The organism is Vibrio sp. D420a (assembly GCF_030248625.1).
In the GTDB taxonomy this organism is placed as follows: domain Bacteria; phylum Pseudomonadota; class Gammaproteobacteria; order Enterobacterales; family Vibrionaceae; genus Vibrio; species Vibrio fortis_A.
This window is the reverse complement of the sequence record NZ_JAHGAN010000005.1, coordinates 103,057-118,133: the sequence shown is the minus strand read 5'-3', so window position 1 is coordinate 118,133 and position 15,077 is coordinate 103,057. Positions and strand designations below refer to the sequence as shown.

The window sequence follows — 15,077 nt, the reverse complement described above, 5'->3', positions numbered from 1 at the left end:
ATACCGATCTCCCTATCTGTTGTGAAACAACTCGCTACTCTTTTAGAAACTCACCCGACTCGAGACAACTTTAGTAGCTTCCTCAAATCATGGATTAAGCCTTTTGATTGAGGTACTAGCTCTTCTGACTGCGCAACACTCTCATACACCATCACCAGTTGCCCTAGAGGGTCGATGACAACAATAGAGGCTTCACCGAGTCTATTGGTAAGCTGTTGATTACCCATTACTTGTGTGAAAGCCTCTTGGTCAACAGCACTGTTGCCTTCAGCGCTAGTAGCAAAGATCACTGGCGTCACACGTTCACGATTTTTACCCAAGGCCAGATAGCTTTGTTTAATATAATGAAGCTGCTGCTCGCATAGTTGGTTACAGCCTTCAGGGGCAACATAACCAATAAGCCACCCCTGATTTGGATCTTCAAAATCTATAGAGAGATCATTAAGCGTCACCCTTGGCTCAATAAGTAAACCAGTGTTGGTTGCCCCTTCGTTGTACCAGTGCTGGTCTAAAACGGTTTTCGCGATAATGGCTGGCAAAGCAAAAATAATAACAAGCCCGACAAGTAGCCATCGTCCTTTGCGCCGTCTTTTCTCAAACGCCATTTGCTCATCACTTTTCATCGTGATTCTCCCTTTTGTCGCGCTTGATGAAAAAACGGTAGCCCATTAGCAACATCAATCCCGACAGTACTGCCGCCATAGCAAACCACTGCACTGAATAGCCAAAGTGTTTTTCTGACTTCATCGCTGTTGGCCGCCATAGCAATTCATAAGGCCACGTTTCATCCTGAATCGGTTGAAACAAAACAGGCAGAATATCCGTGGCGGTATAATCGGATATCGCTGCGATATTCAAGTTTTGAATACGCTTCGGCTTGGTCTCTTCTAAAGCCAAATCAGAACTTAATGGGTTAGTGGAACGAACGTATAAACGACCCGAAACTTGTTGAGGCATCAAAGGCAATTCAATCACTGGAAGCTCACTACGCTTTTTGCTGGCTTTGACAAAACCTAAATCCACTAAGATGTACTTTGGCTTAGAGAAACCAACTACGGGCATTAACTGATACAAGATGTATCCAACACTGCCTTGGTGAGTTTGATTATCCAGTAAGAACATCAACCCGTTATCTTCAGCAAAGTTCACCGTTACTTTGGTTCCATTTAGCATCTTTAAGTATTCGCTGCTTGCAGCGTTGTTACTCTGTTCCGTTATAGAAAGATCATCGCTTTCAATACTATTTACCCAGATTTCCCAATCCGTTAGCACAGTAACCAATGGCTTACTTGGTTGACTTGCTTTCATCGCCAGATGTTGTTCAAGCTGCTGCTTCTCAAACCCACGCTCTCTTTGCCATAACCCCAACTTGATTAATAAGCTGACAGAAACCAAAGTTAAAAGAGCAACCACCCAAACGCCGACATTTCGACGTTGATTGTTTTGATGATTTGCTTCATTAGGGGTTAACACCATGGTTTCATCGACATCCGTAATCTTGTTTAAAGTTCTTCTTGTCGCCCTTCTGTTTGTTATTGCTTTCAACCTCATGAAAGCGTTATTTCAGTTTTCATCGGGCAAACACAGTGGCAAACAACTAAGTCATTTCCTAGGGCGACGCGTCTTTTTCTCTGCCATTGTGGTGATCCTATTGCTACTTGCGATGGCAACTGGCTTTATCACGCCTAATCCGCGCCCTTACTAATTGCTCGCACACAATGTCTAGAGCAATCACAACACATAAACGAAGATAAACAGACCTAGCCAGACCACATCAACAAAGTGCCAATACCAGCTTCCTGCTTGGAAGGCAAAATGGTCTTTAGACGTAAAGTGGTCTTTGGCTACACGCCCTAATAACACGATCAAAAAGATAGTCCCTAAGCAGACATGCAAGCCATGAAAACCAGTTAGTAAAAAGAAAGTGTTACCGTAGATGCCTGATTGTAAAGTCAAATTCATCTCTTGGTAGGCGTGGATATATTCTTCTGCTTGGAAGAAAAGAAAGAAGCCTGCGAGCACTATCGTAATTTCTAACCAAACCGTTAGCGCCATACGTTGGTTCTTTTCAAGGCTGATATGAGCCATATGCAGTGTCACAGACGAGAGCAACAAGATGACGGTATTTTTCAGCGGTAATCCCTGCCAAGACATAGCTTGAGTAGTGATACCATCTGGCGTGGTTGTTAGCGGCCACATCGATTGAAACATCGGCCACAACACCTCATGAGTCATCTCATTGTTCCCTGCACCACCTAACCAAGGCACCGAGATCATGCGCGCGTAGAAAAGTGCGCCAAAGAAAGCACCGAAGAACATGATTTCAGAGAAAATAAACCAGCTCATACCTTGTCGGAAAGAGCGGGAAATTTGCTCAGAATAGAGGCCACTTAACGACTCGGTAATCACATTACTGAACCACCCTGCCAACATATAAAGCAGCACCGCAAAGCCCAGTACCAGAGTAACTTTGCCAAATACTCCACCCGCGGCGTCGGTCCCCATATTCTGCACAGTTAACCCTGAGCCTAGCGCGACAAGAAATAGAGCGACAGCGCCAACTAGAGGCCAGTGACTCTGATGCGGAACAAAGTAGATTTCCTTTTTAGAACTCATTGCTCAACTCCTTTTGTTGATACAGGTTCTTGCGACGGCTCAGTTTTTCGCGACTACATCCTGCTCTGATGACGTCCCATTGGTAATGTTAAATAAGGTATAAGAGAGAGTCAGAGTGTGGATCGACTCTGGAATATTAGGCTCGATATAGAAGATCAAGCCCATTTCGGTACTCTGCTTGGCGTTCAACGGTTGTTGATTGAAGCAAAAGCACTCCATTTTATTGAAGTACGTTGCGCCGTTGCCGGGAGACACAGACGGAACCGCTTGCCCAACTAGATTCAATCCAGACATATTGGTAGCAATGTAGTTAGTCTGAATCACCTCACCAGGATGGACTTCAAGCACTCGCTTTTCTGGCTCAAATCGCCATGGCATGTCGGGCTTAATATGCGACATGAACTCAACTCGCACAGTGCGACTGTAATCGGGCTGCATACCTTGAGGCTGAACCGAAGACACGGTATTGGTCTTTCCATTGATACCCAAAGCTTCACACATCACGTCATAGAGTGGCACCAAAGCAAACCCAAAGCCAAACATGCCAATCACACTCAATATCAAATAGGCCGTCAGTTTCTTGGTTGACCGCTTTGTGGCGTTATTTTGCGTTTGTGTATGTTCGTCTTGTGATTGCTTGTCCATAGATCACCTCATTCCACTTTTGGCGGGTGTGTAAAGGTGTGATGCGGTGCTGGGCTTGGGACTGTCCACTCCAGCCCTTCAGCTCTATCCCAAGGTTTACTCTCTGCTGGCTCTCCACCTTTGATGCATTTGATAACCAACCATAAGAAGATCAATTGCGATAAACCAAAGGCAAAGCCACCAATCGACACCACCTGATTCACATCAGCAAACTGAATCGCGTAGTCAGGAATACGACGTGGCATACCTGCTAAACCAAGGAAGTGCATTGGGAAGAACAGAACATTCACGGAAATAACCGAAGTCCAGAAGTGCCACAAACTTAATTTGTGGTCATACATGTTGCCCGTCCATTTGGGCAGCCAATAGTAAGCTGCCGCCATGATAGAGAACACTGCTCCGGTCACCAAAACATAGTGGAAATGCGCTACCACAAAGTAGGTATCGTGGTATTGGAAGTCGGCGGGCACAATTGCCAACATCAACCCTGAGAACCCACCAATGGTAAACAGCACAATAAAGGCGATCGCAAAGAGCATCGGAGTTTCGAAGGTCAGCGCCCCTCGCCACATGGTCGCAACCCAGTTAAACACCTTCACTCCTGTAGGCACCGCAATCAGCATAGTGCAATACATAAAGAACAGCTCGGCGAAGACCGGCATCCCAGTGGTGAACATATGGTGTGCCCATACCAAGAAAGACAGGATCGCGATACTGCAGGTTGCGTAAACCATTGAATGGTAACCAAACAAACGCTTACCACTGAAAGCTGGGATAATCGCTGAAACAATGCCAAACGATGGCAAGATCATGATGTACACCTCTGGATGCCCAAAGAACCAGAAGATGTGTTGGAACATCACAGGGTCTCCCCCACCAGCCGCATCAAAGAAGCTCGTCCCAAAGTACTTATCGGTTAGCACCATAGTTACCGCGCCTGCGAGGACTGGCATCACCGCTATTAACAAGAACGCAGTAATCAACCATGTCCAAACGAACATCGGCAGCTTGAACCAAGTCATACCTGGAGCTCGCATATTGACGATGGTTACAATCACGTTTATCGCACCCATGATCGAACTGATCCCCATGATATGAACAGAAAACACAAACAGTGCCGTACTGTCTGGCCCATAAGTTGTCGATAGAGGCGCATAGAAAGTCCAACCAAAGCTTGGGCCACCACCTTCAGTAAACAATGATCCAATTAAAATGAGGAAAGCAAAAGGAAGGATCCAAAAACTGAGGTTGTTCATTCGAGGCAGAGCCATGTCTGGCGCTCCGATCATCATCGGGATCATCCAGTTGGCAAGGCCAGTAAACGCCGGCATGACTGCACCAAACACCATGATCAACCCATGAACGGTTGTCATCTGATTGAAGAAGTCTGGCTCAACCAGCTGTAGCCCTGGCTGAAATAGCTCGGCACGAATCACCATGGCCATCGCGCCACCCGTCAGGAACATGGCAAAACTGAACCACAGATAGAGCGTACCTATATCTTTATGATTAGTGGAATAGAGCCAACGAGCCCACCCCTTAGGAGCTTCATGATGGTCATGCTCAGTTACATCGATTAAATCGTCAGCAGTGTGACTAGCCGCTAAATCTTCAGCCGGAGCAGATTTCACCGGCTTGTTAATTGGTGAACTCATATCGCCTCCTTGCTATTCGGCGTTGCATTCGAGTCGGTGGCTGCATCTTCACCCCCGCCTTCAACTTGCTGCTTGTAGGCGTTGATGTCTGATGCTTGAATAACATCACCAGTATCATTACCCCAAGCATTTCGTTGGTAGGTGATCACTGCAGCGATCTCTTTTTCTGTAAGTTGGTTATCAAAGGCCTGCATCGCAGTTCCAGAACGGCCATAGACGATAACATCAATATGCTCCGATACATTTCCAAGTGCCACTGGGCTACCCTTAATAGCAGGGAACGCGCCTGGAATCCCCTCGCCGTTTGCTTGGTGACAAACAGCACAGCGAGATGCATAAACTTGCTCACCAATAGTATTTAGCTCTTCCAAAGAAAGTGACGCATCTAATGCGTCCTTAGCGGCTTGAGCCTCAGCAATCGCAAGCGCCTTCTGGTCAGCCAGCCAAACATCGAAATCTTCTTCTTCCATGGCTTGAACAACAATCGGCATAAAGCCGTGAGCACGACCACATAACTCGGCACATTGACCACGGTAAACGCCGGGCTCATCTATTTTTGTCCAAGCTTCATTAATAAAACCTGGAATTGTGTCTTTTTTCACAGCGAAGGCAGGAACCCACCAAGAGTGAATCACATCGTCCGAGGTCATTAAGAAACGGACTTTACGATTAATCGGTAGCACAAGTGGTTTGTCTACCTCTAACAAGTAGTGCGCGCCCTTCGCTTCGATACCTTCAATCTCTTTGTCACTGGTTGCCAGTAAACTAAAGTACTCGACGTCTTCACCGAAGTAGCTGTAATGCCACTTCCATTGTGAGCCTGTAATTTTAACTGTGAGTTCAGATTGAGAAGTATCTTCCATTGCAATCAAGGTTTTGGTTGCAGGGATTGCCATTGCGATAAGGATGATAATAGGAATGATGGTCCAGATGATTTCGACTTTGGTGCTTTCATGAAAATGTGCGGCAACCGCTCCCTTCGATTTCCTGTGCCTTAGGATCGAATAGAACATCACACCAAACACAACAAACGCAATGGCACAACAAATGTAGAAGATCAGCATGTGCAGCTCGTAGACTTTGCCACTAATCTCCGTTACCCCTTGCGTCATGTTGTATTCACTCGTTGCTTGAACAAGTGGAGCCACTAACAGCGACATAACACTACTGATAAGTAGCGCATACCTCAGCAATAATCGTTTCAAAAGATCTCTCCTCTATCCATCCATATTGGATATGTGCGAGCTATCAAACGGCAAACGCCGTCTCAAAAATGAAAGACTTGGAATCAGACCGACAAGCAATCCTCAATGAAAGATTGCCAACACTGCTACCTGTTAAAAGCTACGAGCAAACTCGATAAAAGGTTCAAAAACAGCGAAGTTGTTACTTTTTGTTATATTTATGTAAAAGGCTAGTTATCGATACTCAAATATTCAAGGTCGCATTAGTTACTAAATGCTCAATTATTTAATTTGTGCCTCAGCAAAAAAGTCGAACCTTTATCACTGTTTGCGCAAGTTTTACGATTGCCTTCAAGGTAATGCGAATGAATATCAATTACATTGATTGCAGAGCCGATTTATAACGAGAAGGTTAATGAATATGCAAGATGCCATGAGCTGGTTGGCGAGAGACCCAGATCCAAGAACTCGCGAAGAACTTCAACTGCTGATTGATGAAAAGAATCACGATGAAATTGGCGATCGATTCAGTCAAAGATTGGAGTTTGGTACTGCGGGTTTACGCGGCAAAGTGGGCTGCGGCCCTAATCGAATGAATCGTTTAGTGATTCAAGAAACAGCAACAGGTTTAGGCCACTACCTAGCTGACCATGTTCCACAAGCGCTGCAACGTGGTGTTGTTATTGGCTACGATGGACGACTGGATTCGAAGCAGTTTGCTACCGATACCGCATCTGTTCTATGTGCACTTGGTTTTAAGGTTTACCTAACGAGTAAAGTGGCCGCAACACCTATCGTCGCCTTTGGTATTGAACGTTTTGGAGCTGCTGCTGGAATTGTTGTTACAGCGAGTCACAATCCGCCAGAGTACAATGGCTTCAAGGTGTACTGGGAGAATGGCGCACAAATCATCCCACCACACGACAGTGGCATCGCAGCAGAGATCGACATCGCGGCGACTAAACCCATCCCGCTAATGAGCTTAAGTGATGCGGAACAAGATGAAAAACTGGTTTGGCTAACGGAAGAGTACTATCAAGCTTACCGCCAAGCCGTGAATCAAGCTTCTTTTATCAGCAAACAAGGCTCTGAATTGGAAACGGTTATTGCGTATACTGCGATGCATGGCGTCGGCGCGCAAATGGCTGAGGACCTACTCCACGACAATGGCTTCCATAAAGTATTCAGTGTTGCTGAACAACGAGAACCGGATGGGCATTTCCCGACCGTTAACTTCCCTAACCCCGAAGAGAAAGGAGCTATGGATCTGGTTGTTCAATTGGCAGAGAGTGTAGATGCCGATATCGCTTGTGCTAACGACCCGGATGCAGACAGATTTGCGGTTGCAGTCAAACTTCCAGAGGGCGGCTATAAGATGCTGACCGGTGACCAAGTTGGCGTGCTCTTCGCACAGTACTTGTCAGCCAAGGCTCACGCGAAAACACAGCTTATCGGTAACAGTATCGTCTCTTCAACCCTGCTGGAAAAAGTCGCAAATTCGAATGGAGCAAAATACTTCCAAACCTTAACAGGCTTCAAATGGCTGACTAACGTTGGTATGCAGTTGGAAGATGAAAACAATGAGTTCCTGTTTGCCTATGAAGAAGCACTTGGTTACACCATGGGTACCCTAGTCCGCGATAAAGATGGCCTATCTGCTCTAGTGGTATTTGCTCAACTTGTTGAAGAGCTCAAATCACAAGGCAAGACAGTGTGGGACTTGCTCGCTGATATCTACATGCAACACGGCCTATATACTAACGCTCAGCGTAGCATTGCGCTTGACCCAACAGCCCCTTCCATTGGATCTAAATTGAGAGGCCAACAGCCAACGGCCATCAATGGCATTGCGATAAAAGTCATTGAAGACCTGCAATCATCGCTACGTGTTACGGTCGGTGGAGCTACGGAAGCGATCAACCTTCCTGCAAGTGATGTACTTATTTACCATCTAGAAGACGGGTCACGCATTATCGTTCGACCTTCAGGTACAGAACCTAAAGTGAAGGTGTACTACGAAACGGTCACCTCTTACGAACAGGGTGAGAGCTACTCTGAAGCGATTCAACGAGGTGAGGTATACATGAACCAGCTCATCGAACAGCATCAGAGTGAACTCAACCAATAGTAGCTTTAAACTGGCGTGTGAGAGTGAAACTAGACGCTTAGTAAAACAGCTCTTTCGATACAAAAATGGACGCGCAGGCGTCCATTTTTATTCAATTGAGTTTGGTTTAGATTAACCAAAAAACGAAGACAGCATCCAAAGCGACAAGATCACAAACACGCCACCCATTACTTTCTGTTGATACGTTCTAAACTTCGCGTTTTCCAATAATGGTTTGCCCAGAGTTCCTGCCAGTGCAACCAGCAAGAAATTAAAGGTCAAACCTAATAAGTTAAGCAGCAAGCCCAACACAAGCATTTGTTCACCCGAAGTGGCTTCAATGTTAGTTGAAACGAACTGAGGGAGAAACATCACAAAGAACACCAATGCTTTTGGATTAAGTAGATTACTGATCAGCGCTCTTTGGTAGTACGCTTTGGCCGCCGAATTATCACTAAGTTCAGGTGCATCACCTTGATCAGAGCGAAGGCAATCCCACCCCATTTTCAACAGGTATGCACCACCCAACAGATGAAGTGCTTTTAAAGCAAGCGGGCTCATTGCAATCAACGCCGATACACCCATAGCCGCTAAAACCGTCAGAATGATCCCAGACGTCGCATTACCTAAACTCGCAAACAAGCCTACTTTTCGCCCGTAACTCATACTAGAGCTAGCGATCAGTAACATGTCAGGACCAGGAAGAAGAAGCAGTGCAACGACGGCAGTGAGGTAAACAGGAAGAATAGCTAGATCGATCATTAGATTGTGCGTTGATATAAAAAAGACGGCGGATTTTATATCAACCAAACACTTTTAACTAGATGCAATCAGTTGAAACCTTGGCTATTTAACGAATAAAAAACCAAAGCAGCACAACTCATCAACGTAATTCGCTAATCCAACTTAAAGATAGCTATATTTGAGGGGTAATTGTTATCCGTAGACTAAAAACAACGGGGGAACTGAGTCGTCTGAATCGATAGTATATTTAGCTAATTCGTTACTTAGCTACCCATTCTATCTCGACCAAAGTCTGCTCACCACACTTCAATCGACCCAAGAATAGGTCGCCTTGATGAACCTCACCCACACCTTTTGGTGTGCCCGTCATAACCACATCACCATCAAGCAGCGTAGTGTACGAACTCAGCTCCTCAAGGATAGTTTGCGGTGGGTAAAGCATCTGCGAAACATGGCCTTTCTGAACTCGAACACAGTTGATAAAGAGCTCTAAATGAAGGTCCGATAGGTCCACTCCGTCTAGCGGCACGAAACGGCTAAGAACTGCAGAACCATCGAATGCTTTGGCACGCTCCCATGGTAAGCCCTTCCCTTTTAGGTAACTCTGGAGTTCACGCTTAGTAAGATCTAGACCTAGGCCGACAGCAACATATTGCCCTTGTTCGACAATAAAACAGATCTCCGCTTCATAATGGAGTGCTTCTTGGTGGAAAGAGGTTAAGGTCGAGGTCACACAGGTACTAGGCTTATTGAAGACCACCATGTGTTCAGGAATGGCGTTGTTCAACTCTTCAATGTGATCAACATAGTTACGACCTACGCAAAGAACTTTGCTTGGTGCCGCGGTAATTTTGGAGTCCTGCCACTGCTGCTCTACATGCGTGTTGCTCATTGTCTTTCCCTGACTATTAATCGAGCAAAGAGTTTAACTGATCAATGATGAAGAATCTTTGACAACCTAACACCTTGTTTCAAATATCTGATCTTTAGCGCAGGATGAGTAAGAGGGAAGTTTTTGAGATACAAAATAAAGCAGCCCCTTCAAACCTTTCGATTAGAAGGGGCCTAGCAAGTGTTTAGGACAGTATCCTAAGAGGGGTAATACTCTTGGGAGTAAACACTATGCTGAATTATGGTTGGCTTATAGGTAGTAACGAGCACCAAGTAGCCACTGGTCGTCAGCTTTGTCTTTGTAAACACCAGAGCCTTGTAGATCGAACTGGTAGCCAGCAAAACCTACGAACTGAGACGTGAAGTTGTATTCAGCTTGTACAGCAGTTGTGCTGAACACAGTTGCGTTTAGCTTCTCGTCTTCTACCGCTTCGTAGTTAACGCTTAGGTTTAAGCTGTTAGATAGCGCGTAAGCAGCAAGTAGTTCAACTGCTGTTGTCTCTTCTAAAGGACCGGCAGAAGTCTTGTTCATGTAGTTGTTCATTGCGTAAACACCTGCTAGGTATAGACCTGAACCGTATGAACCGTAAGTAGCACTTACAACGTTAGAGTCTGCAGTTTTGGAACCAGAGATGCCTTCAAAGTTCACATCACCAGTGTTGTATGCGTAGTTCACTGAGAAATCAGCAATGTTGTAGTTCAGAGCAACCTGAGCGCGGTTGCCGTACTCGTTATCTAGAGTAACAGCGTCGCTGTATTTAACTGAGTCAGCTTTACGACCTTGCCATGCAACACCAAGACCTAGTGAACCAGCATCACCAAAGTCTAGTGCGTTAGAGTAGCTAACCATCTCTTCACCACGACCTGTACCTAGGTTACCGTGATCGTCGTAGATGAAGTCGTTTGCAAATGCGATTGGCATATCTGCAACACCCGCTACGCTGTAGTATGGTGCCCACTGAGTACCAACAGCTGCGCGACCAAAGTCATCATGAGTTAGACCAACGTAACCAAGACGAGTAGAGAATGCATTGTCGCCACCATCAAGCATGTTAAGCGCCCACTCACCTTTAGCATCAGCTGTAAAGCCGTTGCCTAGATCGTGAGTTGCGTTGAAGTTGATACGTGGAGATACAGTTTCAACACCGATATCGTCACTGCTAATGCGATCGCCACTGTTTACGTCACCAACAGCAACAGATACGTGACCACCAATAGAGAATGTTGTGCCGTCTTCGTTGTAAAGTTCTACTGCAACTGCCTGTGTACCAAATACAGCGCCAGAAACAGCAAGCGCTAAAAGTTTCTTATTCATTGTCATATCCATTTGTAACTTGGGGTGTTTACTCACTAACAACCTCTAGCCGAAACCGAAGTTGTTACCTTCATTTAACAAGTGAGGCAACCGTAAGCGATGAATGACAAAAAAGTTGCATTAAAATATATAAAATAAAACAAATGGAACTATAGAAAACAAAATTACAAATAAAAACAAAACCTTAAAATACAAAACCTCTCAGAAAAACCAAAAACATTTATAGTTATAAAAATACATTTTCTACTAAAAATTCATTAATTTCGAATTAAAATTCACATGGGCTTTTACCCTGTTAATCTCACTTTCCACTAAGAAACATTTCGCAACATTATGTAACATGCCGAATTTTTTAGCGGTGTGTAATTTATTGGTTCACCATATCAATCGAAAATAACTACTGCGTTAGAATCTGAACCAAAAGCGATATGATGCAGATACAAAAAAAAGCAACCTCTAGGGCGTGTTGACCTTTCGTGGTTAAGTTTTGTTCGGATGGGGACGCCTAGTCAAAAGCGTTTTAATCGCGGCGAGGGGGAAGTAGCCTAGTCATTCTAAGCAAATCCCCCTCAACAAAGAGTAAAACGCTTTTAGCTGAACCCTTTGGGCAGCGTTTGCTGGTCATTTCTACTGCGTTATCGGCTTTTCATGTAGGCTAGCTACACATCAAAACCTCTGCCTTGTCGAAATACCCAGCAACTCGCTGCAAAAATCAGCTCGAAAGATCAACACGCCCTAGTAAAGGTTGCTTCTTCGCTATCAATCCGATTGGTTGTTTGTTGCTTATTTAAAGCAGGTCTCCGCCCAACGCGCTAGCCCAGCGGTAACAGAGCCAAAATAGTTACCACTAACAATTGGAACATTCGGCACAGCCTGTTCTACAGCTTGACGCAGAATTGGAGAGCGTGCAGAACCGCCTGTCATATAGATAACATCTGGCGTTTTTTGCCCTTGTTGTATCGCTTCTTTAACCAACTCAATCATCTTGGCTTTTGGTGCATCAATGGCTTCAACCATTTGTTCAACTGAGATATCTACTTCGACCAATTCGGACGCTACCTGAATCGCAGTTCGATACTCACTGCTGTCGGCAAGGGCAATCTTGGCTTCTTCGGCACGCCTTACAATGCTGTAGCCTAAGGTGTCGTGATATACGCGCATTAATCTATCAAGCTTTGCTGGTTCAGCCGCCTCTTTACGCAACAATTTCAAAGCAGAGAGATTTTCTCGAGAATAGAAGTTCTTCTGAGCCTCAACATTATTAATAGCAATTGGGTTCCAGAACTGAGTCAATGGCATATCGATCCCAGAGATACTTTTGCTCGTCATCCCAAATGGGTGCATCAAACGTTTAAAGGCAAGATAGATATCCAAATCATTACCGCCGACACGTTGACCACTATGAGCCAACAAGCTTGCACTTCGGTCCGCATTCCCTGCCCATGTAGGACCCATTTCAAGCAGTGAACAGTCGGTAGTACCACCACCAATATCGACCACAAGAACGGTTTGGTTCTGAGTGAGCGTACTTTCGTATTCAAGCCCGGCGGCGACGGGTTCAAACTGAAAGGCGATATCTGAGAAGCCCGCACGTGTAGCTGCTCGAGTCAGTATACGTTCAGCTTGTTGGTTCGCCTCTTCTCCACCACGGCCATGAAAGTTGATTGGACGGCCGATAACCGCTTGTTCAATCGGACACTGTGTAGAGCGTTCAGCTTGCTGTTTAATGTTCGCCATCATGGCGCACACCAAGTCCTCAAAGAAACTCACTTGGACATCATGTAAGCCGCTAGCACCCAAGAATGACTTCGGTGACTTTACGTAATAAACGTCTCGTGGGTCTTCAAGATACAAGTCCAGAGCTGCCTGACCAAACGCCATATCTTCCGGTACCAAATCGATGCTCTCTTCACGGTTCGCCGCAATTGCACGACGCAGTACTTGCTCGCCAATCGCGTCACTTGGTTTGATGTTTAGGTGACGAAACAAGTGTTCAGAGACACTCTCCCGTGTTGGAGCAAAAACCGTTGAGGGAATATAGTGGTTATCACCTTCAAGAGGCAGTAGACGAGGAGCCCCTTCTATCATTGCTGCAACTGAGCAGTTTGCCGTTCCATAGTCAAATCCGATGAACATCAATCATATCCCCCAAGCTAGAAAAGGGGCGAGATGCTACCTGAATTACCTATAAATCGCTAGGTCAAACCGAACTATTCTTAACATCTATGCTCAGTATGTTACATTGCCACGCAAATGCTTCAGGAATCGAAAAATGAAAACACCTTGTATCGCAGCTTGTAAGAATAATGGCGGTATTTGCGGAGGCTGCCATCGCACAATGAATGAGATCATCGGTTGGAAGAATCTTTCCGATGAGCAAAGAGAGCAAGTGATGCAAAACCTTTCTGCGGAAGGGGCAACTCACGAATGTCCTCAATGCAGCAAGCCCGCACAATGCGACATTAGTGCCGGTAAGGAAACGTGTTGGTGTTTTGAACTAGAGAAGAGAGATACTAGCAGTGTGTCGAAGCAAGGCTTATGTATGTGTCGCAAGTGCCTTTCTGCATTGCCTATCGAATAGCATCAAGCATTGCATATATATAACAAGAGGGCTCAAAGTGCCCTCTTGTTGTTTGTCTCAGTAGAATAGTAAGTTACTATTTTTTAACCAATGCCGGCGCTGAGAAACGAACACCCTGCCAACCGTGTTTGATGAAGTTACGAATGTTTTGGTGATCATCGTTTTCTGGAAACTCAAGAACATCGTGACGGTAGTACTGACCAAAGCAGGTCAAGGTTTGCTGCTCAGATAGCCCTTCCAATTGGCCAAACGCAAAGATTTTGCACGATCCGTTGTTCTGCCCTGCCGCATTCACCACATCTCCGTTAGCAAATTCACGCTCTGTAAACACGTAGCCATTTTCAATTACTTGCATTGTATCTTCAAACTGAACGCTTTCTGGCTGGTTGTCTAATTTAGCCAAAAAAGTTGATAGTTCCATTTCTCTTTTCTCCATTAATATCGTTCTGTAGCAGTGTATCGAGTTTGCACGTGACTGCAAGGCTGTAACGCGTCCGTAAACAATAAAATCAACACTATTTTCAAAAGCTTGCCTATTTACTCATCAGACCATAAAACGTGATTTGTTGGCTTCTATTTTCCATTAATTAGCGTAATGAAACTGATGACATAACACGATCAGGGCGTTATATTGTTTCAACACTTGTTTAACACTGCTTATACGGAAATATGCCAAAAGATAATAACCAAGAACTGTTTAGATATCTGAAACCAGGAACGCGTACAGCAGGTGTTCTTGAATTTGGCCCACAAGATTCTATCCAAGTGAGTACTCTCTATATTGGTCACAAAGAAGATCAATACTTAGTACTTGAGTTATCTCAAAAATCGACCGAAGCTCTGACCCTCAGAAAGCTAAATAATGTCGATATTATTATTCGAGCTATCACCGACACCGAGTTAGGCCATATCGTCGCGTTTAAGACGAGTGTCCTCTCTCATATTACTCAACCAGCCCACCTGATCTTTCTAAGACCGCCATCTAACTTCGCGACTAAGCCTATTCGCGAACATGAGCGCTACAAAATAAACCTCAGCTGCGAAGCGTCATTCGACACGTTGACGCTTGATGCTACTCTGATCGATTTTTCAATTTCTGGTTGTGGGGTGTTCTTATCTCAGCAATCCGACATCGATGTTGGTATGAAGATCAAGGTGTCATCGATACTAGATGAACATCTGCCAAGCGATCTGGCCTATAAAGTGGTGAGTAAAAAGCGGCATGGTCAAGGTTGGCTTCTTGGCATTCAATTCCCAGAGCACCTTGAGCTAGACGAAGAGCTGAAAAAGCTTCTGCTCGAACTAGCTTTTAACACTGGTAACCTCTAACACGATATCA

At 45.1% G+C, this 15,077-nt stretch carries 15 protein-coding genes; 4 read left to right on the top strand and 11 right to left on the bottom strand.

The features are described 5' to 3' along the window. Positions 1-50: 50 nt before the first annotated feature. Complete coding sequence (locus KI743_RS06050) at positions 51-623, bottom strand: hypothetical protein (protein WP_285465575.1); 573 nt, start codon at positions 621-623, stop codon at positions 51-53. Beyond that, positions 613-1,476, bottom strand: a complete 864-nt coding sequence (locus KI743_RS06045) for an SURF1 family protein (protein WP_306416782.1) — start codon at positions 1,474-1,476, stop codon at positions 613-615. The genes KI743_RS06050 and KI743_RS06045 overlap by 11 nt, the downstream gene beginning before the upstream one ends. Here KI743_RS06045 and KI743_RS06040 point away from each other — a divergent pair. Next, positions 1,475-1,705, top strand: coding sequence for a DUF2909 domain-containing protein (locus tag KI743_RS06040; RefSeq protein ID WP_285465573.1), 231 nt, complete (start codon positions 1,475-1,477; stop codon positions 1,703-1,705). The two genes, KI743_RS06045 and KI743_RS06040, sit on opposite strands and share 2 nt — an antisense overlap. Positions 1,706-1,731: 26 nt before the next feature. Here the strand turns inward: KI743_RS06040 and KI743_RS06035 are convergent, their stop codons facing one another. From KI743_RS06035 to coxB, 4 genes are read right to left on the bottom strand one after another with little or no spacing between them, the layout of a single operon-like run. Continuing rightward, the gene (locus KI743_RS06035; RefSeq protein ID WP_285465572.1) at positions 1,732-2,616 is read right to left on the bottom strand and encodes a cytochrome c oxidase subunit 3; all 885 of its coding nucleotides are present in this window, start codon (positions 2,614-2,616) and stop codon (positions 1,732-1,734) included. Between the two features lie 39 nt (positions 2,617-2,655). After that, positions 2,656-3,261 carry a cytochrome c oxidase assembly protein gene (locus KI743_RS06030; RefSeq protein ID WP_285465571.1) on the bottom strand — a complete coding sequence of 202 codons (606 nt, stop codon included), beginning with the start codon at positions 3,259-3,261 and terminating at the stop codon, positions 2,656-2,658. 8 nt (positions 3,262-3,269) lie between these two features. Further along, complete coding sequence (ctaD, locus tag KI743_RS06025) at positions 3,270-4,916, bottom strand: cytochrome c oxidase subunit I (RefSeq protein ID WP_285465570.1); 1,647 nt, start codon at positions 4,914-4,916, stop codon at positions 3,270-3,272. After that, a complete protein-coding gene (gene coxB, locus KI743_RS06020; RefSeq protein ID WP_285465569.1) occupies positions 4,913-6,121 on the bottom strand; it encodes a cytochrome c oxidase subunit II in 1,209 nt (402 codons plus the stop codon). The genes ctaD and coxB overlap by 4 nt, the downstream gene beginning before the upstream one ends. 400 nt (positions 6,122-6,521) lie before the next feature. Here coxB and KI743_RS06015 point away from each other — a divergent pair, with 400 nt between their 5' ends. After that, a complete protein-coding gene (locus tag KI743_RS06015; protein WP_285465678.1) occupies positions 6,522-8,228 on the top strand; it encodes a phospho-sugar mutase in 1,707 nt (568 codons plus the stop codon). A 111-nt stretch (positions 8,229-8,339) separates the two neighbouring features. On the opposite strand, the gene KI743_RS06010 is transcribed toward KI743_RS06015, so the two are convergent. The 4 genes from KI743_RS06010 to yegD form a co-directional block, all read right to left on the bottom strand. After that, positions 8,340-8,969, bottom strand: a complete 630-nt coding sequence (locus tag KI743_RS06010; protein ID WP_150868642.1) for a LysE family translocator — start codon at positions 8,967-8,969, stop codon at positions 8,340-8,342. 241 nt (positions 8,970-9,210) lie between these two features. Further along, on the bottom strand, positions 9,211-9,843 hold the full coding sequence (locus KI743_RS06005) for a fumarylacetoacetate hydrolase family protein (RefSeq protein ID WP_285465568.1): 633 nt from the start codon (positions 9,841-9,843) through the stop codon (positions 9,211-9,213). Between the two features lie 249 nt (positions 9,844-10,092). Beyond that, positions 10,093-11,157 (bottom strand): porin, encoded by a 1,065-nt coding sequence (locus KI743_RS06000; RefSeq protein WP_285465567.1) that lies wholly within the window; start codon positions 11,155-11,157, stop codon positions 10,093-10,095. A gap of 783 nt (positions 11,158-11,940) precedes the next feature. Beyond that, a complete protein-coding gene (gene yegD / locus KI743_RS05995) occupies positions 11,941-13,293 on the bottom strand; it encodes a molecular chaperone (protein ID WP_285465566.1) in 1,353 nt (450 codons plus the stop codon). Positions 13,294-13,429: 136 nt separating this feature from the next. On the opposite strand from yegD, the gene KI743_RS05990 reads away from it, so the two are divergent. Continuing rightward, a complete protein-coding gene (locus KI743_RS05990) occupies positions 13,430-13,738 on the top strand; it encodes a DUF1289 domain-containing protein (RefSeq protein ID WP_285465565.1) in 309 nt (102 codons plus the stop codon). Positions 13,739-13,814: 76 nt separating this feature from the next. Here the strand turns inward: KI743_RS05990 and KI743_RS05985 are convergent, their stop codons facing one another. After that, positions 13,815-14,159 carry a HopJ type III effector protein gene (locus KI743_RS05985; protein WP_285465564.1) on the bottom strand — a complete coding sequence of 115 codons (345 nt, stop codon included), beginning with the start codon at positions 14,157-14,159 and terminating at the stop codon, positions 13,815-13,817. Between the two features lie 248 nt (positions 14,160-14,407). Here KI743_RS05985 and KI743_RS05980 point away from each other — a divergent pair, with 248 nt between their 5' ends. After that, a complete protein-coding gene (locus KI743_RS05980) occupies positions 14,408-15,067 on the top strand; it encodes a PilZ domain-containing protein (protein ID WP_285465563.1) in 660 nt (219 codons plus the stop codon). Positions 15,068-15,077: the final 10 nt, after the last annotated feature.

Bases quoted from the DNA above. Each gene is read 5' to 3' on its own strand.
- KI743_RS06050 (WP_285465575.1), bottom strand. From the start codon at position 623: ATGAAAAGTGATGAGCAAATGGCGTTTGAGAAAAGACGGCGCAAAGGA.
- KI743_RS06040 (WP_285465573.1), top strand. From the start codon at position 1,475: ATGGTTTCATCGACATCCGTAATCTTGTTTAAAGTTCTTCTTGTCGCC.
- KI743_RS06045 (WP_306416782.1), bottom strand. From the start codon at position 1,476: ATGGTGTTAACCCCTAATGAAGCAAATCATCAAAACAATCAACGTCGA.
- KI743_RS06035 (WP_285465572.1), bottom strand. From the start codon at position 2,616: ATGAGTTCTAAAAAGGAAATCTACTTTGTTCCGCATCAGAGTCACTGG.
- KI743_RS06030 (WP_285465571.1), bottom strand. From the start codon at position 3,261: ATGGACAAGCAATCACAAGACGAACATACACAAACGCAAAATAACGCC.
- ctaD (WP_285465570.1), bottom strand. From the start codon at position 4,916: ATGAGTTCACCAATTAACAAGCCGGTGAAATCTGCTCCGGCTGAAGAT.
- KI743_RS06015 (WP_285465678.1), top strand. From the start codon at position 6,522: ATGCAAGATGCCATGAGCTGGTTGGCGAGAGACCCAGATCCAAGAACT.
- KI743_RS06010 (WP_150868642.1), bottom strand. From the start codon at position 8,969: ATGATCGATCTAGCTATTCTTCCTGTTTACCTCACTGCCGTCGTTGCA.
- KI743_RS06005 (WP_285465568.1), bottom strand. From the start codon at position 9,843: ATGAGCAACACGCATGTAGAGCAGCAGTGGCAGGACTCCAAAATTACC.
- KI743_RS06000 (WP_285465567.1), bottom strand. From the start codon at position 11,157: ATGAATAAGAAACTTTTAGCGCTTGCTGTTTCTGGCGCTGTATTTGGT.
- yegD (WP_285465566.1), bottom strand. From the start codon at position 13,293: ATGTTCATCGGATTTGACTATGGAACGGCAAACTGCTCAGTTGCAGCA.
- KI743_RS05990 (WP_285465565.1), top strand. From the start codon at position 13,430: ATGAAAACACCTTGTATCGCAGCTTGTAAGAATAATGGCGGTATTTGC.
- KI743_RS05985 (WP_285465564.1), bottom strand. From the start codon at position 14,159: ATGGAACTATCAACTTTTTTGGCTAAATTAGACAACCAGCCAGAAAGC.
- KI743_RS05980 (WP_285465563.1), top strand. From the start codon at position 14,408: ATGCCAAAAGATAATAACCAAGAACTGTTTAGATATCTGAAACCAGGA.